Source organism: Priestia sp. J2 (genome assembly GCF_020790095.1).
GTDB classification, from domain to species: Bacteria; Bacillota; Bacilli; order Bacillales; family Bacillaceae_H; genus Priestia; species Priestia zanthoxyli.
This window is the reverse complement of sequence record NZ_CP086208.1, coordinates 4,266,420-4,286,767: the sequence shown is the minus strand read 5'-3', so window position 1 is coordinate 4,286,767 and position 20,348 is coordinate 4,266,420. Positions and strand designations below refer to the sequence as shown.

Genomic DNA, 20,348 nt, shown 5'->3' with positions numbered 1-20,348 from the left:
TTTAACATGTTACATCGCTATTTACCAATGACAGAACAAGATCAGCAGCAAATGTTAGCAGCAATTGGTGTTTCATCTGTTGATGATTTATTTTCAGATATTCCGCAGCGCGTTCGTTTTCAAGGAGAATACAATATTAAAAAAGCGGCTTCAGAGCCTCAGCTGTTAAAAGAATTAAATAATATGGCTGCTAAAAATGCTCATTTAAAAGACTATGCTTCTTTTTTAGGAGCAGGAGTTTATGATCATTACATGCCGGTTATTGTTGATCATGTTATTTCTCGTTCGGAATTTTATACGGCCTATACTCCGTATCAACCAGAAATTTCTCAAGGAGAACTTCAGGCCATCTTTGAATTCCAAACAATGATTTGTGAGTTAACGGGGATGGACGTGGCCAATTCTTCTATGTATGACGGAGGAACTGCTTTAGCAGAAGCCGCTATGCTCAGTGCGGGTCAAACAAAAAAGAAAAAAGTACTTGTCTCTGCGGCTGTTCACCCTGAATCAAAAGATGTGTTAAAAACGTATGCGAAGGGTCAATACATTGAAGTGGTAGAAATCCCTGCAGCAGACGGAGTAACAGATATGATTGCATTGGAAAAAGAGATGGGGAGTGACGTGGCAGCTGTTATTGTCCAATACCCAAATTTCTATGGGCAAATCGAGCCGTTAAAAGAAATTGAAGAAATGACTCATCAAGAAAAATGCATGTTTGTGGTTTCAAGTAATCCTTTATCATTAGGTTTACTTACGCCTCCTGGAGAATTCGGAGCGGACATCGTCATTGGAGATGCACAGCCATTTGGTATTCCAAGTCAATTTGGAGGCCCCCACTGCGGATACTTTGCAACTACGTCTAAGCTTATGCGAAAAATCCCAGGACGATTAGTAGGGCAAACGGTAGATGAAAACGGTAAGCGAGGGTTTGTTTTAACCCTTCAAGCACGTGAACAGCATATACGCCGCGATAAAGCGACGTCTAACATTTGTTCAAATCAAGCGTTAAATGCTTTAGCGGCATCAGTTGCAATGACAGCTTTAGGCAAGCAAGGTGTAAAAGAAATGGCGCTGCAAAACTTATCAAAAACGCATTATGCATATGAAGCGTTAAAGGCAAAAGGGGTAAATGTAGCATATGAAGGACCGTTTTTTAATGAATTAGTCGTGAAGCTTCCTGTTTCGGTAACAGAAGCAAACAGTCAGTTATTAGCTTCAAAAATAATTGGCGGTTATGATCTTAGCCGTGATAACCAAGAGCTTGAAAATCACATGCTGCTTGCTTTTACAGAGCTCCGTACAAAAGAGGAAATTGACCAACTTGTAAATGAATTGGGGGATCTTCATGCTTAATCAAAATCAATCACTTATTTTTGAAAGCAGTAAAGAAGGGCGAATCGGCTATTCATTGCCGGAGTTAGATGTTCCGCAAGTAAATGCTGAAGAGCTGCTTGGAAAAGCGTATGTCCGTACCGAAGCTCCTGAGCTTCCTGAAGTATCAGAACTCGATATTATGCGTCATTACACCGCGCTTTCAAAACGAAATCATGGAGTGGACTCAGGGTTTTATCCGCTTGGTTCATGTACGATGAAATATAATCCAAAAGTGAATGAACAAGCAGCACGCATTGCTGGGTTAGCGCATATTCATCCGCTTCAAGATGAGCAAACGGTTCAAGGTGCTCTCGAACTTTTATATGATTTACAAGAGCATTTAACAGAAATTACGGGAATGGATGAAGTAACACTTCAGCCAGCAGCGGGTGCTCATGGCGAGTGGACCGGGCTTATGATGATTCGTGCCTATCATGAAGCAAATGGTGAGACGCAGCGAACAAAAGTCATTGTTCCAGACTCAGCTCACGGAACGAACCCTGCTTCGGCAACAGTTGCGGGATTTGAAACGGTAACGGTAAAATCAAATGAACATGGTTTAGTGGACTTAGAGGATTTACGCCGCGTAGTGGGAGAAGATACAGCCGCTTTAATGTTAACAAACCCAAATACGCTAGGGTTATTTGAAGAAGATATTTTAGAAATGGCTGAAATTGTTCACGCAGCAGGTGGAAAACTTTATTATGATGGTGCAAATTTAAACGCAGTATTAAGCAAAGCTCGTCCTGGAGATATGGGATTTGACGTTGTTCATTTAAATCTTCATAAAACCTTTACAGGTCCTCATGGAGGCGGCGGTCCTGGTTCTGGTCCGGTAGGGGTAAAAGCAGATTTAATTCCGTATCTGCCTAAACCAGTGCTTGTGAAAACAGAACAAGGCTATCACTTTGACTATAACCGTCCTCAGTCAATTGGACGCGTAAAGCCGTTTTACGGCAACTTCGGTATCAACGTTCGCGCTTATACGTATATTCGTTCAATGGGTCCAGACGGCTTAAAAGCCGTAACGGAAAACGCTGTGCTAAATGCCAACTATATGATGCGTCGTTTAGCAGAACACTATGAGCTGCCGTTTGACCGTCACTGTAAGCACGAATTTGTTTTATCAGGAAAACGTCAGAAAAAGCTTGGTGTGCGCACATTGGATATCGCGAAACGACTGCTTGATTTTGGCTATCATCCGCCGACTATCTACTTCCCTCTTATCGTAGAAGAGTGCATGATGATCGAACCAACGGAAACGGAGTCGAAAGAAACGCTAGATGCGTTTATCGATGCGATGATTCAAATTGCAAAAGAAGCAGAAGAGACGCCTGAACTCGTACAGGAAGCTCCGCATACAACGGTTGTGAAGCGCCTTGACGAAACGCTGGCAGCGAGAAAACCAGTTCTTCGCTATCAGAAAGAACAGGCTGTTCAAAACGTCTAACAAAAAACCTCGCCCAAAGGCGAGGTTTTTCTATATACATACCATTATTTTTTCTTTTTTACTTTACCGTTCCACATTTTGAAGCCGCCTTTTAAATCATAGATTTCTTGAACACCGTGGCGACGAAGCATTTGTGCTGCACGTCCTGTGCGCATTCCGCTTTGACAATAGATGTACACAGGCTGATCTGGACGAAATTCTTTAATGCGCATACGGAACTGTGAAAGAGGAATATTTCGTGCGCCTAAAATATGTCCGTTTTCGAATTCATTCGGTTCGCGAATATCAACTAGCTGTGCCTTGCGGTAGCCGCTGCGGAATTCTTCTTCAGTTAACGTTTTCATAATGCGACGTTGGATAAAGAACATAACGACAGAGTATATGATGATTACTCCAAGTAAAATGAGTACTGCTGTAATTGGTGACATGCTGATTCTTCCTTTCTTCGACAAAATCCATACTCTTATTATATAAGTGAATGAAATTAGAAGTAAAGCGATTTTGCCTTGAATCTAGCGGATTTCTTCCCCAAAATGAAAAAACTACCACATTTGAATTCGCAGTTTTATGTTGCTCTTTGCTTTTCCTTAGCTCAATCTTTTGGTAGACTAAAAAACGGATTTATTTTTATATTACATATAGCTGAGGATGAGGTAGATGAAAGCAAAGTGGAGATTTATTGATTCCAACAACCGTTCGCCTTATTACAATATGGCGTTAGATGAAGCGTTATTAGAATGGCATAGTAAAGGAGAAATTCCACCTACGATTCGTTTTTACGGATGGAACCCTCCAACGCTGTCAATCGGTTATTTTCAAAAAGCTGAAAAAGAAATTAACTTTGATAAAGTAAAAGAATTAGGATTAGGCTTTGTGAGACGTCCAACGGGCGGCAGGGGCGTGCTTCATGATGAAGAGCTTACTTACAGCGTCATTGTATCTGAAGAGTATCCTAATATGCCTAAGACAGTTACAGAGGCATATCGCGTCATCTCTGAAGGTTTACTGGAAGGATTTCGTTCGTTAGGGCTCGAGGCTTATTTTGCTATTCCTCGTTCAGAAGAAGAAAAAAATAGCTTAAAAAACCCTCGTTCGTCCGTGTGCTTTGATGCTCCTTCTTGGTATGAACTTGTTGTAGAGGGCCGCAAAATTGCTGGAAGTGCCCAAACTAGACAAAAAGGAGTTATTCTACAGCACGGCTCTATTCTGTTAGAGATTGATGAAGATAAATTATTCAGCGTGTTTAATTATCCAAATGACCGCGTGAAAGAAAGAATGCAGCGCGCATTTCGTTCTAAAGCGGTAGCCATCAATGCAATTGCGGGCCGCAAAATTTCTATCGAAGAAGCAAAAGAAGCGTTTTATAAAGGATTTGCTTCTGCTCTTGATATCGATTTAGAACCGTATACACTATCTGAAGAAGAGGAAGCATATGTAGAAGAACTAGCGCGCACAAAGTACGGATCGGATGAATGGAACTTTAAGCGCTAAACGAATGCGGATGGTAAATAGATAAAAGTGCAACTTCTTATAAGTTGCACTTTTTATTGGAATTTTTAGAAACAATGCTTGGCTAATAGAATACATAGGGAAGAAAAGTCAAACACTTTTTTTACGAAAAAAAAAATATTTCACTTGACACCCTTCTATATGTAGATGTTTGGAGAAGTGTCAAATACTATATATTGAATTCGTCCAAGCCGTGTGGTAAGTTATTGATAGTTGATTGAAAAACTCTATTTCCTTTAAAAGGAAATAGAGTTAATAAATTTATAGATGTTCGATAGGTAAGGAGTTGTGAGAATGACTGTTTTGTTAAATCAAAAAGTGAATATGAATGTTGAAAAGCTCAATTCAGATATTGAACGCTTTCCGCAAGTACATCCGATTACACCGGATATGAAGTTAACTCATAAAGGTGTTTCAAGATTGGTAATGTTAGACCGCTATGCGTTTAAAGATACGGAAAAATTAACGTTATCAGAAGGAGATTTTGTTGTTCTAACTGTAAAGGAAGACCCAAAATTTCCAGCACGAGGACTTGGCTATGTGGAAAGCATTAATTTTGAGCAAAAAACCGCTGTTGTCAAGGTAGAAGATGAGTTTAGAGGAGCTTTATCACCTGAAGAAGCAGAAAATGGGTTAATTACTCGTTCTTTAGATGTCATTGAAAAACCTCTAGAGGTCTTCTATGAGCAAATTGCAAAACGTAATGCAACAGGCTTAGCTTCTGTGGAAAAAACAGAAGAAAAGCGCAAAGAGTGGTTTGAAAAGTTCTATCAAGAGCTTGTTCAGCTAAACTTTGTACCCGCTGGCCGCGTTCTTTACGGTGCAGGTGCTGACACGGACGTAACTTACTTTAACTGTTACGTAATGCCTTATGTAAAAGATTCACGTGAAGGTATTTCAGAACACCGCAAACAAGTAATGGAAATCATGAGCCGCGGAGGCGGTGTTGGAACGAATGGTTCAACTCTTCGCCCGCGCAACACGCTGGCTCGCGGTGTAAACGGCAAATCATCTGGTTCAGTTTCATGGTTAGATGATATTGCTAAACTGACGCATCTTGTTGAGCAAGGTGGGTCACGTCGTTAACAAACCGGCGACGTAATCTCGTGAATTGCTGGAACACCCTTAGAGCTTTCTTCACCACAACGTGATCGGCAACGATGAGCGTGATGGTTAGAAAAGAGGAAAGATTGGGCAATCAGCAGCCAAGTGTCTTTGGAAACGAAGATAAAGGTTCAACGACTATTGAAACTTCCTAAAAGTTCTAATGCAATAAAACTTTAGTGAATAAAGTAGGTGTTATGATGGAAGCAAAGGAAGGAGTAAACCATAGCAAACGGCAACGTCGCTATGGGGCACGAGACAAAGGGATTTTCTTCTTTGATGATATAGTCTGATCTTACATGAAAGTGTAAGAGTACGGCAGAAATGACCGTACCCTTCTTAACGAAGAGTAACAAATTGGGGGCTCAAATGATCATGCTTGCCGACTGGCATCCTGACATTGTAGAGTTTATTATTTCTAAAATGCAAAACCCTCGCATTTTACGTTTCTTAATTGAAAACACAAATGACGAAATGATTAAAAAGCACGCTCAAGATAAATTGAAGTTCACGCCGCTAACAGAGTCTGAAGAAGCAATGTACCAAGGAATCATTAACTATAAACAAATTCCTGGCCTTGGTGGATTCAACGAAAAAATCATTAAAGATGCAGAAGAAAAGCTGCAAACAGGCGGGACGTACAGCGTTCATAACTCAGAGTTTTTAACAGGAGCAAACATTTCTGTATGCTTAACAAAAGATTTTATGGATGCTGTTGAAAACGACGGTGAATACGAACTTCGCTTCCCAGACGTAGAAAGCTATTCAAAAGAAGAAATGGCTAACTACAATGAAAACTGGCACGAAGTAGGCGACGTGCGCGAGTGGGCAAAACAAGGAAACAAAGTTCGTACGTACCGTACTATCCGTGCAAAAGAGCTATGGAACTTAATTAATATTTGTGCAACGTACTCAGCTGAACCAGGCATTTTCTTCTTCGACAATGCCAATGACATGACAAATGCTCAAGCATATGGTCAGCACGTTGTTGCAACGAATCCATGTGGTGAACAACCACTTGCACCATTCTCTGTTTGTAACTTAGCTGCTGTTAACTTAGCGCAAATGGCAGATAAAGAAACAAAAACAGTTAACTTTGAAAAGCTACGTCAAACGGTTGAAACGGGCGTTAGAATGCAAGATAACGTTATTGATGCAACTCCTTATTTCTTAGAAGAGAACCAAAAGCAAGCGCTTGGCGAACGCCGCGTTGGTCTTGGTGTAATGGGTCTTCACGATCTTCTTATTTATTGTGAAACAGAATACGGCTCTGACAAAGGCAATGAGTTAGTAGATAAAGTGTTTGAAACAATTGCCACGACGGCTTACCGCGCGTCTGTAGAGCTTGGAAAAGAAAAAGGAAGCTTCCCGTTCTTAGTGGGCGAAACAGATGCTGAAACGGCTTCTTTACGTGAAGCATTCACAAATACAGGCTTCATGAAAAAAATGCCTGAAGATATTCGTGAAAACATTAAAGAGCACGGTATCCGAAACTCTCATTTATTAACAGTAGCGCCAACAGGCAGTACTGGAACGATGGTTGGAGTATCAACGGGTCTTGAACCTTATTTCTCATTCTCATACTTCCGAAGCGGTCGTTTAGGTAAGTTTATTGAAGTGAAAGCTGATATCGTTCAAGAGTATTTAGATCAGCATCCAGAAGCAGATCCAAACAATCTTCCTGAATGGTTCATTTCAGCTATGGAACTTGCACCACAAGCTCACGCGGACGTGCAATGTGTGATTCAGCGCTGGATTGATAGCTCAATTAGTAAAACAGTAAACGCTCCTCGTGGTTACACGGTAGAGCAAGTTCAAAAAGTGTACGAGCGTCTGTATAAAGGCGGAGCAAAAGGCGGTACGGTGTACGTAGACGGAAGCCGTGATGCACAAGTCTTAACGCTAAAAGCAGAAGAAAATACATTTGATGAAGAAATTGAAGCGCCAAAAGAAGAAACAAAACCACACGTTGTGTTAGTTGATACAATTAATGAAATTCGTTCAACTGATGTAACAATCGGTTCTGAAGTAGGTAATACGTGTCCGGTTTGCCGTCAAGGAACGGTAGAGGAAATGGGCGGATGCAACACATGTACAAACTGTGGTGCACAGCTGAAATGCGGCCTTTAATTTTTAATCATGATTGACTAGTAAAAGCTGACTCAAGTGAGTCGGCTTTTATTATGTATGAAAATGGGGCATAAATAAGAAGCGGGAGAGAACGGTTCTTGTATTTGAATAAGCATTGTAGTATGATTTTAATTGAATGTCTTTTATCCAGTTTTATCTTATGACATCGCTTTATTTACACGTTTTTTTCACATAGATTATCAAACATGAACACGATATCACTATAAGAAACAGACATTTATGACTTATTATTAGCAATACATAATATTAATTGGGGGAGATTTCATGCCTACACCGAGTATGGAAGATTATATTGAACAAATATATATGCTAATTGAAGATAAAGGATACGCTCGAGTGTCTGATATTGCTGATGCATTGGCGGTTCACCCCTCATCTGTAACAAAGATGGTTCAAAAACTAGACAAAGATGAGTACTTAATTTATGAAAAATATCGAGGCCTTGTTTTAACAGCTAAGGGACAGAAGATTGGAAAACGTCTTGTTTATCGCCACGAGCTCTTAGAGCAGCTATTGCGAATCATTGGCGTAGATGAGAAGAATATTTATGATGACGTAGAAGGAATTGAACATCATTTAAGCTGGAATTCCATTGATCGAATTGGGGACTTGGTTCAATACTTTGAAGAAAATCATAACCGTATTCAAGATCTTCGCAATGTACAGAAACGAAATGAAGAAGAGCAAAAATTATAAGGAAAAAGCAGCGGCCAATAGCGTCACTGCTTTTTTTCTTTTTATCATAACTTGTTGCTGAGTCGACTACAAATGTAGAGTAGGTAGTTTGGAGGAGAGGCTGTGTACGTCGACGGAGTATTTTCAGGTGGCGGTATTAAAGGGCTTGCACTGATTGGTGCGTTACAAGCTCTAGAAGAAAAAGGCTTTATTTTTCGGCGGTTAGCGGGAACGAGTGCGGGTTCCATTATTTGTGCATTTGTAGCAGCTGGTTATACAAGTGAAGAAATCGTTGAAATGATGAATGAAATTGAGTTATCTTCTTTCCTAGATCAAAGAATGTCCTTTTTACCATCGAGCTTGACAAAATGGCTGTTTTTATATTGGAAAATGGGATTATATAAAGGAGAAAGGCTTGAAAAGTGGATTGCTGAGAAGTTGCGGAGCAGAGGAATTCGTACATTTGCTGATTTGCCTGATCAGTCGCTGCGTATTATTGCGTCAGATTTAACCAACAGTACGATGCTTGTTCTTCCAGATGATTTGCCTAAATATCACATTGATCCGAATCGTTTTTCTGTAGCAAGAGCCGTTCGGATGAGCTGCAGCATTCCATATTTTTTTGAGCCGGTTAAATTAAAATCTACTCCAAGCAGTTTAATAGTCGACGGGGGAGTGTTAAGCAACTTTCCAATTTTTTTATTTGATGATGATAAAAGTTTGAAGAAACGACCGGTAATTGGTGTGAAGCTGAGTCCGAAGGACGAAGAGAGAGAACGGAATAAAATTAAAAATGCCGTTGGTTTATTCAGTGCGCTTTTTGAGACGATGAAAGATGCGCACGATGCAAGACATATTTCAAAACGTCACGAAAAAAATATTATCTTTTTACCTGTTAATCAAGTTTTTGCGACAGAATTTACCCTCACAGAAGAACGGAAGGAAGAGCTGATTGCGTTTGGCAAAAAGCGTACAAGGGCATTTTTGAAAAAATGGTGCTATTAAAAAAACAAGGAGGCTTTTCTCCTTGTTTTTTTAAAAGAATGCTCTATTTTTCTTTTTTCCTTTTTTACCTTCGATGACGGTCAAGTGTGAGTTGTTTTTCTTTTTCTTTAGCGGTTTCGTTGATTTGGATACCGGGCGCTTATTTGAGCTTCGGTACGTATGCATATCAACTTTGTTGCTTCCTCGCTCTTTTTCTTTTTGACGCAGTTTCGATTGCTTTACTGCGCGCACATAGCCTCTATCTTGACCTTTTGTCTGAGAAGGGCGGAGAATAAACCGATAAACTAAGTAAAACAAAATGATAAACAGAAAAATATAACCTGCTTGACGTAATAAAACAGCTGGATCTGTAATCAACGTAAATGCAAAGCCAATGACTCCTAACCCGATTAGACCATATACAAGTGGTTTCACGAATGGACGTCTCATTTTGTTCACCTCCTAAAATAGTAAAAAAAGAAAGCAAAACGGTGTGGATTAGACAACTTGTTCGTCAGTGGTAGAAGAAAGTTCATTTTCAACGCGTAAAAGTTCTTTAAATGAAGCAATCGCAACTTCAACTTGATCATCTTTTGGTTCTTTGGTTGTTAAAAGCTGAAGCCATAAACCGGGATAACCTAAAAAGCGAAGAAGAGGGACATGACGAACTTTATTGGTTAACTGTAACACTTCAAATGATAAACCAAGGACAACTGGAATTAATGCAAGGCGATCCACAATTCGTAACCAAAGAGGATCCGTTGGAACTAGTAGGTAGACAAACATTCCTACAACTACGGTAAAGAGGATAAAGCTACTTCCGCAGCGATAATGAAGTCGAGATTGTGCTTGAACGGCTTCTACCGTAAGTTCAGCATTGTTTTCATATGCATTAATGACCTTGTGTTCTGCTCCATGATATTGAAACACCCGTTTAATAAGTGGCGTTTGTGAAATCACATAAATATAGCCAAGGAGCAATAATAGTTTAAATACTCCTTCAATAAAAACTTGAGCTACACTTGAAGTGAAAACAGGACGTGTCAATTGTGCTAAAAACACAGGAATCAATGTAAATAGTACTTTCCCGAAAAGAAAGGATATTACACCAATAGTTGCAACGCCAAATATTAAAGATAGTTTTGATTCTTTTTTCTCTTTTTGTTGTTCTGCTGCTACTTGAGCATCATCTTCTGGATTCACGTCATAGCGTTCAGAGGAAAAGTTCAAGTGCTGCGTACCGTTTGCACTGGCTTCAACAATAGCAGCAATTCCTCGTAAAAAAGGAATTTTTTTTAAAGCAGTGAGTACGGAATTTGATTTTCTTTTTGAATGAAAATAATCAATAGATTGATCTTTGCGGCGAATAGCCGTCACCATCATACGTTTGCCACCGAACATGACACCTTCTATAACGGCTTGACCACCATACGCAGGTTTTTGTAATTTAGACATTTCAGGCACCAACCTAACTTAACTAGACTAGACTTCTTAGTATTTTATATTCTACAGCAAAATCAAATAAACCTCTAGGCGGATGCATGTTATCTAGTTTAGCCAATATTTTTCATCTCCACACCCTTCATATGAATTTTTTTCCTTTCATTTATAAAATTTGTTTATGAAACTCTGTGCGAAGTAGTTTTAAAATGTCTCTGCGATATCAGGCGCCCTTCTTGCGTATAGGAAGAGTAATAAACGTAAAAACTTAGAAATGAGTCGGTAGGAAATGAGAAAAAAGTTCATACTACATCAAGAGGTGATTAATATGTCAGAACCTAAAGAACAGCATGAAAAAAAACAGGATAACCAACCTACGCATAAACAGGAAATATCTTTTTTATTTAAAGCCATCTTTATTTCCTTTTTTGGAGGGGTTTTCTGGAGCTTTATTGGCTATTTAAATTATCTGTTTAGCTTTAGTGTTATCAATCCAAATATGCTTTTAGATCCATGGGCATTAGGTGATTGGAAGGATAAAGGAATAGGTGTTATCGTCAGTATTTTTCTCATAGGGGTATTATCTATTGTTGTCGGGTTGTTATACTACGTCCTATTAAAGAAGTTTAAAACAATTTGGATAGGTTTTGCTTACGGCTTATTATGGTGGGCAATCGTATTCGTTGTTTTGAATCCGCTCTTTCCTAACTTGAAAACAATTGGAGAGCTTCCAGCTAACACAATTATTTCATCCCTCTGTATTTATATTTTATATGGTGTATTCATCGGATATTCCATTTCTTTTGAAGCGGCAGAGCTTCAAACAAAAGATGAATCTACAGATTTTCAAACGGCGAATAAGTAGTGTGAATGTTCCAACGTATGCTAATATATTCTATATAATGATTTAAAAAGAAAAATAAAATGTAAATTCACACAAGTGAGCTGCATAAAGGGTTCGTAGTAGGGGAGAGTGTTGAAATAAGATGAATAAGATTTTAGTAATAAACGGTCCTAATTTAAACCGTTTAGGCGTACGCGAACCAGCGGTATATGGGACAGATAATCTTCAAAATCTTGAAGAGAAGCTTCAGCGAGCAGGCAGAGACCATGGGGTAGAAGTTGAGTGCGTACAGTCTAATCACGAAGGTGTAATTATCGACTGGATTCACGAAGCGGATGAGAAGTTTGATGGGATTATGATCAATCCTGGTGCTTTTACTCACTACAGTTATGCCATTCGAGATGCGATTGCCAGTATATCTGTTCCTGTTATTGAAGTGCATATTTCGAACGTACATAAGCGTGAAGAGTTTCGCCACCATTCGGTGACGGCACCTGTTACGCATGGTCAAATTGTCGGGTTAGGTTTATACGGATACGAGCTTGCTCTGCAGGCACTTTTACAATTAAGGGGGAAATAAAATGAAAATCGAAAAACTACGCGAACAGTTTTCAAAGTTGAATGTAGACGGTGTTGTCGTTACAAGTGAATATAACAGACGCTATATGACCAATTTTACAGGATCTGCTGGTGTCGTTATCATTTCTGAAGACAAAGCGGCATTTGTAACAGATTTTCGTTATGTTGAACAAGCAACTAGTCAAACAGAAGGTTTTGATATCGTTCAGCACAAGGGTCCTATTGTAGAAGAAGTAGCGAATGTAGTGAAACAATTTGGAATTAAAAAGCTTGGTTTTGAACAGAATTATGTTACATATGGACAGCATCAATTATTTGATAAGCATATCGGAGCGGAACTTGTTCCAATCTCGCACGCAATCGAAAACTTACGCTTGATAAAGAGTGACTCAGAGATTAAGATATTAAAGGAAGCTGCAAAAATAGCAGATGCAGCATATGAACATATTTTAACCTTTGTTCGTCCTGGTTTAACAGAGCTTCAAGTATCGAATGAACTGGAGTTCTTTATGAGAAAACAAGGCGCAACATCTTCATCTTTTGATACAATTGTTGCTTCAGGGCATCGCGGGGCTTTACCGCATGGTGTTGCTTCTGACAAAGTAATTGAAAAAGGGGAACTTGTAACGCTTGATTTTGGCGCATACTATAATGGTTACTGTTCAGATATCACACGAACATTTGCCGTCGGTGAAGTAAGTGATAAGCTAAAAGAAATTTATAATGTCGTACTGCAAGCAGAGCTTAACGGAATGAACGGTATCAAAGCAGGTATGACGGGTAAAGAAGCAGATGCGCTAACGCGTGATTATATTACAGAACACGGATACGGCCAGTATTTTGGACATTCGACCGGTCACGGCGTAGGGTTAGAAGTACATGAAGGCCCATCACTTTCTGTGAAATCTACAGATGTACTGCAGCCAGGTATGATTGTAACCGTTGAACCAGGTATTTACATACCAGACTTAGGGGGCGTTCGTATTGAAGATGATACGATCGTCACAGCAGAAGGTAATGAGGCATTATCGCACTCATCAAAAGAGTTCATTATTTTATAAAATGTAGGAGGATTTCTTCATGATTTCAGTAAATGATTTTCGTACAGGTTTGACAGTAGAAGTAGACGGGGGTATTTGGCGTGTAATGGATTTCCAACACGTAAAGCCTGGTAAAGGCGCTGCATTCGTTCGCTCAAAACTACGTAACCTTCGTACAGGAGCTGTGCAAGAAAAAACGTTCCGTGCAGGTGAAAAGGTAGGAAAAGCTCAAATTGATAATCGTAAAATGCAATATCTATATGCAAGCGGCGATCAGCACGTATTCATGGACAACCAGTCTTATGAGCAATTAGAGCTTCCGGCGAGTGCAATTGAATATGAGCTAAAATTCTTAAAAGAAAATATGGAAGTCGCAATTATGATGTATCAAGGTGAGACATTAGGTGTTGAACTTCCAAACACAGTTGAGCTTAAAGTAACAGAAACTGAACCTGGTATTAAAGGTGACACAGCTTCTGGCGGTACAAAACCAGCAACTGTTGAAACTGGTTTAACAGTAAACGTTCCTTTCTTCGTAAATGAAGGCGACGTATTAATTATTAACACAACAGACAGCAGCTACGTATCACGCGCGTAATTCGGTCGTGTAAGCAAGCTGCAAACACACGAAAAAGGCAGAGAATGATTCTCTGCCTTTTTTGTGTGTTTTTTTGTGCTAACCCTTCCTTATTTTGCATAGGTTGTACTAAACAACGCAGAGATATAGGAGGGGCTTATGAAGCAGTGGTTGGATCATTTAAACGGTACGGTATTAACGATGGCGTGCCTTCGATTTATTTCTTCATTTATTGAGTTTATTGCCGCTATTTTAATTGTCACAAACAATGATGTGAAAAAAGCGTTAATGATTAATGGAATGCTAGCGCTTGTTGGTCCGATTGTAATGGTGAGTTCTTTCACCATTGGCTTAGTGTCCGTAGCAGATCAATTATCTTTTGGAAAATTAATCATGATTGTAATAGGAGTGCTCTTCATTTTAATCGGTGTTTTTAAATAAAAGGTAGGCATAAAATGGTCAAGCTCATAATACATTGAAGTGAGTTCAAATATGAGGGGATGAATATGTTAAACGAAATACTTGCAATTTTTCCGCCTAATTTAAAAAAGACTGTTGAATTTTATGTCACAAACCATTCTCATGTGCTAGAAGAAATTCGAGTGCGCATAGGAAGACCTGTCGAATTTACAATCAACAATCAGCCTTATTTCGAATCGTATCTTCCAAGTGCAGAAGATGCTTTATTTATCTTAAATAAACTAAGCCAGTTTTCGATTTATATGATTGAAGAAGAATTAAAAAAAGGATATGTCACCATTGAAGGCGGACACCGGGTTGGACTAGCGGGAAAAGTTGTAACGGAAAATGGACAGGTTCGTGTGATTCGCGATGTATCATCCTTTAATATCCGGATTGCTAAACAAAAGATTGGCATTTCGAATCAGCTTATTCCTTTTTTATACAATCGCTATTGGCAAAGTACGGTTATTATAGGACCTCCTCAAACAGGAAAAACAACCATGATTCGTGATTTAGCCAGAGTAATAAGCACTGGCATAGAGCGCTCTAAGATTCCTCCGTTTAAAGTAGGGATTGTAGATGAACGATCAGAAATTGCTGGGGCTGTTAAAGGGGTTCCTCAGCATACATTCGGATCTAGAATGGATTTATTAGATAGCTGTCCGAAAGCTGAAGGCATGATGATGATGATTCGCTCCATGAGTCCCGATGTACTGATCGTGGATGAAGTTGGAAGTGAAGAAGATTGTAAGGCCGTACTTGAAGCCGTTAATGCTGGTGTTCGTGTCATTATGACTGTTCATGGGTATGACATTGACGATTTAATGAAGCGTCCCACTTTGCAAGCTTTAATGAAACTTCACGTATTTAAAAAGTATGTTGTGCTATCGAACAGCCGAGGTCCTGGAACACTTCAGGCTATCTATGATGAGCATTATAACTCCATGAAATTGACCGCTGAAAAGTCGCTTATTGAAAATAGTAAAGGGTGATGGTGTATGAAACTGTTTGGTGCCATCTTTATCTTATTTGCTTCCACTTACACAGGATTTGAGTTTGCAAAGCAGCTTAGCGAAAGACCTAGGCAGCTCAGGCAATTAAAAACGGCTCTTCGGTCGTTAGAAGCGGAAATTATGTATAGCAACCGGCCTCTTCAAGAAGTTGCTCATTTGTTATCTCTACAGCTTCCTAACCCTTTAGCTTCTTTATTTAGTGAATTTTCAATGAAATTAAAAGAAGGTACTGAAAGTGTCAAGGAAGCTTGGGAAAAGACGTTGGACCAATTTTGGAAACAAACCGCACTTAAAACAGGAGAACTGGAAATCTTAAAACAATTTGGTGAAACGCTTGGTCAGCATGATCGTTATTCGCAGCAAAAGCATATTTTGCTGACGCTGAACCATCTCGAACGCGAAGAACAAGATGCAGTTGATAAGCAGAATCGCTATGAAAAAATGGTTAAAAGTTTAGGCTTTCTATCTGGATTGCTACTGGTCATCCTATTGATGTAGCGATGGAGGAGGATTGAATGTGGGAATTGATATGAACACCATTTTTCAGATTGCTGGGATTGGTATCGTCGTAGCTTTTTTAGTCACCGTACTCGAACAGATGGGAAAAAAAGATTACGCGAATTGGGTTACCCTCATCGGTTTTATTTATATTTTATTTATGGTTGCTTCGATTGTGGAGGACTTATTTCAAAAAATCAAATCGGTTTTTTTATTTCAAGGGTAGAGGGGTGATTTGCCATTGAAATGCTTCAAATTGTGGGCTTAGGATTAGTAGCGACATTTTTGGCACTCATTTTAAAAGAACATAAATCACCTATTGCTTTTTTACTTGTCGTATTCGTGGGATCCGTGATCTTTCTTTTTTTAATTGATCAAATCTACGAGATTATTAAGATGGTCGAGCGGCTGTCGATCAATGCTCACGTTAACATGATTTATGTGGAAACCATTTTGAAAATCATTGGTATTGCCTATATCGCCGAATTTGGTGCTCAAATTACGAAAGATGCAGGACAAGGTGCCATTGCTTCTAAAATTGAATTAGGTGGAAAAGTGCTGATTCTCTCCATGGCAATTCCTATTTTGACGGTCATTATTGAAACGATTATTTCAATGCTGCCCAATTAATTTTACTTAATATGAGGTGACGAAATGAAGCGGTGGACGTTTAAAGTGAATATACTCGCTCTTCTTTTGTTCCTCTTTTTTTTCTTTCCAGAAAATGTACAAGCTTCCGAACCCCCGAAGCAGCAAGAACTTGTCAATGAACAAATTGATAAGCTCGGTATCGATGAAGTCAAACAGTTTTGGGACGATATTATTACCCAATACGGCGGCTTTTTACCCGAGAGTCAGAAGGGAAGTTTAGTCGATTTTTTAAAAGGAGAAAAAGAGTTCTCTCTTAAAGAATGGCTAGGAGGTCTTGTAAAGTTTTTATTTCACGAAGTATTAGCGAATGGAAAGCTCCTCGGTACACTCATTATGCTAACGGTTTTTAGCGTGTTTTTGCAAACGCTCCAAAGTGCGTTTAATCAGCAAACCGTAAGTAAAGTAGCGTATGCGCTTGTATATATGGTTTTGATCATCATTGCTCTTAATAGTTTTCAAATTGCTATTTCTTATGCAACAGGAGCGATCGAGACCATGACCAAATTCATTTTAGCTCTGGTGCCGCTGCTGCTTGCCTTAATGGCATCATCAGGAGGAGTTGTATCGGCAGCCTTTTTTCATCCGATGATTTTGTTTTTAATGAACACCAGCGGTTTGCTTATTCAATACGTAGTGATGCCGCTGCTTTTTCTTTCAGCACTGCTTAGCATTGTGAGTACGATTTCAGATGAGCATAAGGTTACACAGCTTGCTCAGCTGTTGAGAAATATAAGCATTGGCGTGCTTGGAATATTCCTAACTGTTTTTTTAGGTGTGCTATCCGTCCAAGGTGCCACATCAGCTGTTGCTGACGGTATTACGATTCGAACGGCAAAGTTCGTCACAGGGAACTTTATACCTGTTGTAGGGCGTGTGTTCACAGATGCGGCTGATACAGTCATCAGTGCCTCGCTTCTATTAAAGAATTCAGTAGGGATTGCTGGAGTAGCAGTCTTACTGTTAATCGTCGCATTTCCGGCTATTAAAGTGTTAACGCTCGCTTTTATCTATAAGCTAGCAGCAGCTCTTCTTCAACCCATTGGAGGAGGACCGGTTATTTCCTGCTTGAGCATTATCAGCAAAAGCGTCATCTATATTTTTGCGGCGCTTGCTGTTGTCTCGCTTATGTTTTTCTTATGTTTAACGGTCATCATTACAGCGAGCAACGTCACAATGATGGTGAGGTGAAGAAATTGCAGGCCTTAACGACGTGGATTACGAATATCGTTCTTTTTATCTTATTAGCTACCATTATTAATTTACTGTTGCCCAATTCTAGTTTTCAAAAGTATACGAAGCTGGTGGTTGGACTTCTTTTGATGCTGATTATTATTACACCCGTTTTTCAAATTTTTAAAGTGGATGTTAATCAAATGCTGAAATCACTTAGCTTATCATCTATTCGATCCGATCAACAGGTAGAAAATTCAATAGAAAATCAGAAAAAAGAAATACAAGCTTCACAACGTGCATATATTTTAGAACAAATGGCTGTCCAAATGGAGGCAGATGTAAAAGAGGAGTTGATGGATCAGTATGGTGTAGCAATTGATCGAATTCACATTGAAACAAAAAAGCCGAACGACGAACCTACCGCTGATAATATTAAATCCATTTCAGTTGCCGTAAGTAAAAAAGCATCGGGTGATTCCGAGGTTGTTTCAGCTGTGAAAGTTATTTCTATTGATACCTCCACACCGATCGAAACAAACAAACCAACAGAATCCAAGAAATTATCCAACTATTTAGCAGCAAAATGGGATGTAAAACAAGGCCAAGTTGTTGTGAATATGGAGGAGGGAGACACGAAATGAGTCAAAAGCCAGAAAAAGGTGACCCATCATTTTTTCAGCGGTTCTTTTCACTTAAACAGTCATCAACTACGAAGAAACCTTCAAAGTTAATGTATATAGGTATTTTACTAGCTGCAGGCGTTATCTTTATGGTATTTAGCAACTCACTCACAACATCTATGAATTCAGGCGGATTATTAAAGAGTGCAAGCAAAGAAACCAGCGCACCACCCGTATCACAAGATATTCCCGCTTTTAGCTCCAAAAAGACAACAACGATGACAGGTTATGAAGAGCGGTATGAGGAAGAATTGAAAGATATTTTAGATCAAGTTAGAGGCGTAAGTAAGGTAAAAGTAATTGTGAACCTAGATGCAACAGAATCCAAAATATATGAAAAAAACAGCGTGACAAAATCGCAAACGACCAACGAGACGGACCGTGAAGGAGGGACTCGTAAAGTTGAAGATTCCTCAACAGATGAACAGCTGGTCATTGTAAGAAGTGGAGAACAAGAAAAGCCTGTTGTAGTCAAAACCGAAAAGCCAAAAGTCAGAGGTGTGTTAGTTGTCGCTAAAGGAGCTGATAATATCGAGGTAAAGAAATCTATTATTGAAGCCGTGACAAGAGCGCTCGATATACCAAGTCATAGAGTAGCAGTATTAGCGAAAAAAGGATGAGGGGGAAATGAATATGTTATTAAAAAAGCAAACGGTTTGGTTATTAACAATGTTAAGTTTAGTTGTTGTGTTATCGGTGTACTATATGACAACGCCAGAAAATCCTCAGAGTAATGTTGCGCTAGTAGACAATGAAAAACAAAGCGAAAAACAGGCTGATGACAAGGCTCCTGCAGAAGATACAAAACAACAGGCAGATGAGAAATCAGGAACAAAAGAAGATTCAAAAACCGAAGGCTCAGCAGAAGATGTAAAAAAGGAAACGGCTAAAAATGCAAAAGAATCAGCGGTTGTATCAAGCACAGATAGCGACGAGCTATTTACGGCGCTCCGCTTGGAATTAAATGATGAAAGAAGTCAGCTGAAAGAAGAGTATCAGGAAGTAGCGGCATCAAAAAATGTAACGCCTGCAGAAGTAAGCAAAGCGATGGATAAAATCGATGAATTATCAAAGCTCGGGGAAAAAGAAGCAACGCTGGAAACATTAATTAAAGCAAAAGGATACAGCGACGCGCTAGTAAGAGCAGATGGAAAACAAGTGCAAATTACCGTTAAGACAGAAAAACACTCAAAAACAAAAGCCAATCAAATCATTCAGCTAGTCAAAAAAGAAATGGGTCCAAAAGAAGTAGCGGTAGAGTTTCAGCCAACTAAATAAAGGGAATAAAAGAAGTGTAAAACAGCCGCAAATTGGGGTTGTTTACACTTCTTTTTTTATGAAATGACTAAAATCTAAGCGAGACGGGAAAAATTTTAACATGGCTTTCTTTTTTTACTTCGGTTATAATAGGTTTCATAATCTTATATTAGTACTAGGTGACAAATGTTTTCATAAGTATTGTCATCTGTAAAGCTATGTTTCCATTTATAAAACAATAACGCTAAAAAGTTATTATAGAGTAAGTGGAACTTCTTTTTAATGTTTGCCAAACGAATTGAATGGCTGTAGCCATTTATCGTATTATTAACATTGTAGAGAATTCTATTTTCATGAGGTAGGAGTGTTCAATATGTTAAAAATTCAAGAGATCCGTGAGATCATTAAACTAGTTGATCAATCATCAATCGAGGAGTTCACCTATGAGCACGAAGGCTCCAAAATCAAGATGAAGAAAAAAGACGCAATTGTTTCCAAACAAGCGCAGCAAGTAGTGGTTTCGGCACCTGAACAAGCAGCAGCACCTGCACCGCAGGCAGCAGCGGCTCCAGCGCCAGCCCCGGCAGCACAGTCTGCACAGCCAAAAGAAGAACAAGCGGCCCCAGCGGTTGATGAAAGCTTACATAAAATTACATCTCCGATGGTAGGGACATTCTATGCGTCATCATCGCCAGAAACAGATGTATACGTAACGCCTGGAGATAAAGTACAAAAAGATTCGGTTGTATGTATCGTAGAAGCAATGAAATTATTTAATGAAATCGAAGCAGAAGTTAAAGGTGAAATCGTTGACGTATTAGTTGAAAATGGACAACTTGTAGAATACGGTCAACCTCTTTTCTTAGTAAAGCCTGAATAAGGAGCGG

22 protein-coding genes and 2 pseudogenes are annotated in these 20,348 nt (G+C 39.2%); 21 read left to right on the top strand and 3 right to left on the bottom strand.

Annotated features, from left to right (window positions below; all coding sequences use genetic code 11):
* The first annotated feature begins 6 nt into the window (after nt 1-6).
* Entirely contained in the window at nt 7-1,353 is a 1,347-nt protein-coding gene (gene gcvPA, locus LJY09_RS22170) for an aminomethyl-transferring glycine dehydrogenase subunit GcvPA (RefSeq protein ID WP_042991888.1), read from the top strand.
* On the top strand, nt 1,346-2,824 hold the full coding sequence (gene gcvPB / locus LJY09_RS22165) for an aminomethyl-transferring glycine dehydrogenase subunit GcvPB (RefSeq protein WP_028411605.1): 1,479 nt from the start codon (nt 1,346-1,348) through the stop codon (nt 2,822-2,824). The genes gcvPA and gcvPB overlap by 8 nt, the downstream gene beginning before the upstream one ends.
* A 44-nt stretch (nt 2,825-2,868) precedes the next feature.
* Here the strand turns inward: gcvPB and LJY09_RS22160 are convergent, their stop codons facing one another.
* Nucleotides 2,869-3,252, bottom strand: a complete 384-nt coding sequence (locus LJY09_RS22160; protein WP_098112941.1) for a rhodanese-like domain-containing protein — start codon at nt 3,250-3,252, stop codon at nt 2,869-2,871.
* 229 nt (nt 3,253-3,481) lie between these two features.
* Between LJY09_RS22160 and LJY09_RS22155 the strand changes: the two genes are divergently transcribed.
* The 5 genes and pseudogenes from LJY09_RS22155 (at nt 3,482) to LJY09_RS22135 (ending at nt 9,268) form a co-directional block, all read left to right on the top strand.
* Entirely contained in the window at nt 3,482-4,315 is an 834-nt protein-coding gene (locus tag LJY09_RS22155; RefSeq protein WP_013085005.1) for a lipoate--protein ligase family protein, read from the top strand.
* 312 nt (nt 4,316-4,627) lie between these two features.
* Nucleotides 4,628-5,416, top strand: a pseudogene (locus LJY09_RS22150) (ribonucleotide reductase N-terminal alpha domain-containing protein); the annotation flags it as partial.
* 381 nt (nt 5,417-5,797) lie between these two features.
* Nucleotides 5,798-7,567 (top strand): annotated as a pseudogene (locus LJY09_RS22145) (vitamin B12-dependent ribonucleotide reductase); the annotation flags it as partial.
* Between the two features lie 285 nt (nt 7,568-7,852).
* The gene (gene mntR / locus LJY09_RS22140) at nt 7,853-8,284 is read left to right on the top strand and encodes a transcriptional regulator MntR (protein ID WP_013085004.1); all 432 of its coding nucleotides are present in this window, start codon (nt 7,853-7,855) and stop codon (nt 8,282-8,284) included.
* Nucleotides 8,285-8,386: 102 nt separating this feature from the next.
* Nucleotides 8,387-9,268: a patatin-like phospholipase family protein gene (locus LJY09_RS22135; RefSeq protein ID WP_028411603.1), complete on the top strand. Its 882-nt coding sequence runs from the start codon at nt 8,387-8,389 to the stop codon at nt 9,266-9,268.
* 30 nt (nt 9,269-9,298) lie between these two features.
* Here LJY09_RS22135 and LJY09_RS22130 read toward each other — a convergent pair whose 3' ends face one another.
* A complete protein-coding gene (locus LJY09_RS22130; protein ID WP_013059160.1) occupies nt 9,299-9,697 on the bottom strand; it encodes an SA1362 family protein in 399 nt (132 codons plus the stop codon).
* A gap of 48 nt (nt 9,698-9,745) precedes the next feature.
* Nucleotides 9,746-10,702 (bottom strand): DUF1385 domain-containing protein, encoded by a 957-nt coding sequence (locus LJY09_RS22125; protein WP_014458240.1) that lies wholly within the window; start codon nt 10,700-10,702, stop codon nt 9,746-9,748.
* A gap of 313 nt (nt 10,703-11,015) precedes the next feature.
* Between LJY09_RS22125 and LJY09_RS22120 the strand changes: the two genes are divergently transcribed.
* The 14 genes from LJY09_RS22120 to accB all read left to right on the top strand — a co-directional run bounded on the left by LJY09_RS22120 (nt 11,016) and on the right by accB (nt 20,341).
* On the top strand, nt 11,016-11,552 hold the full coding sequence (locus LJY09_RS22120; RefSeq protein WP_028411601.1) for a YqhR family membrane protein: 537 nt from the start codon (nt 11,016-11,018) through the stop codon (nt 11,550-11,552).
* Between the two features lie 121 nt (nt 11,553-11,673).
* Nucleotides 11,674-12,111, top strand: coding sequence for a type II 3-dehydroquinate dehydratase (gene aroQ, locus LJY09_RS22115; RefSeq protein ID WP_013059157.1), 438 nt, complete (start codon nt 11,674-11,676; stop codon nt 12,109-12,111).
* A gap of 1 nt (nt 12,112) precedes the next feature.
* Entirely contained in the window at nt 12,113-13,171 is a 1,059-nt protein-coding gene (locus LJY09_RS22110; protein WP_155010548.1) for a M24 family metallopeptidase, read from the top strand.
* A 19-nt stretch (nt 13,172-13,190) separates the two neighbouring features.
* Nucleotides 13,191-13,748, top strand: coding sequence for an elongation factor P (gene efp, locus LJY09_RS22105; RefSeq protein ID WP_013059155.1), 558 nt, complete (start codon nt 13,191-13,193; stop codon nt 13,746-13,748).
* 138 nt (nt 13,749-13,886) lie between these two features.
* Nucleotides 13,887-14,168 carry a YqhV family protein gene (locus LJY09_RS22100; protein ID WP_028411599.1) on the top strand — a complete coding sequence of 94 codons (282 nt, stop codon included), beginning with the start codon at nt 13,887-13,889 and terminating at the stop codon, nt 14,166-14,168.
* 65 nt (nt 14,169-14,233) lie between these two features.
* Nucleotides 14,234-15,181 (top strand): stage III sporulation protein AA, encoded by a 948-nt coding sequence (spoIIIAA, locus tag LJY09_RS22095; protein WP_028411598.1) that lies wholly within the window; start codon nt 14,234-14,236, stop codon nt 15,179-15,181.
* A 6-nt stretch (nt 15,182-15,187) separates the two neighbouring features.
* Complete coding sequence (gene spoIIIAB / locus LJY09_RS22090) at nt 15,188-15,700, top strand: stage III sporulation protein SpoIIIAB (protein WP_028411597.1); 513 nt, start codon at nt 15,188-15,190, stop codon at nt 15,698-15,700.
* A 19-nt stretch (nt 15,701-15,719) separates the two neighbouring features.
* Entirely contained in the window at nt 15,720-15,926 is a 207-nt protein-coding gene (spoIIIAC, locus tag LJY09_RS22085; RefSeq protein ID WP_013059151.1) for a stage III sporulation protein AC, read from the top strand.
* Between the two features lie 20 nt (nt 15,927-15,946).
* Entirely contained in the window at nt 15,947-16,330 is a 384-nt protein-coding gene (gene spoIIIAD / locus LJY09_RS22080) for a stage III sporulation protein AD (protein WP_013059150.1), read from the top strand.
* Between the two features lie 24 nt (nt 16,331-16,354).
* The gene (spoIIIAE, locus tag LJY09_RS22075; RefSeq protein ID WP_013059149.1) at nt 16,355-17,539 is read left to right on the top strand and encodes a stage III sporulation protein AE; all 1,185 of its coding nucleotides are present in this window, start codon (nt 16,355-16,357) and stop codon (nt 17,537-17,539) included.
* Nucleotides 17,536-18,165 (top strand): stage III sporulation protein AF, encoded by a 630-nt coding sequence (gene spoIIIAF / locus LJY09_RS22070; RefSeq protein ID WP_224980536.1) that lies wholly within the window; start codon nt 17,536-17,538, stop codon nt 18,163-18,165. The genes spoIIIAE and spoIIIAF overlap by 4 nt, the downstream gene beginning before the upstream one ends.
* Entirely contained in the window at nt 18,162-18,824 is a 663-nt protein-coding gene (gene spoIIIAG, locus LJY09_RS22065) for a stage III sporulation protein AG (RefSeq protein ID WP_028411595.1), read from the top strand. The genes spoIIIAF and spoIIIAG overlap by 4 nt, the downstream gene beginning before the upstream one ends.
* Before the next feature lie 7 nt (nt 18,825-18,831).
* The gene (locus tag LJY09_RS22060) at nt 18,832-19,482 is read left to right on the top strand and encodes a SpoIIIAH-like family protein (protein WP_223268967.1); all 651 of its coding nucleotides are present in this window, start codon (nt 18,832-18,834) and stop codon (nt 19,480-19,482) included.
* Nucleotides 19,483-19,834: 352 nt separating this feature from the next.
* Nucleotides 19,835-20,341 carry an acetyl-CoA carboxylase biotin carboxyl carrier protein gene (accB, locus tag LJY09_RS22055; RefSeq protein ID WP_098112938.1) on the top strand — a complete coding sequence of 169 codons (507 nt, stop codon included), beginning with the start codon at nt 19,835-19,837 and terminating at the stop codon, nt 20,339-20,341.
* Nucleotides 20,342-20,348 lie beyond the last annotated feature (7 nt).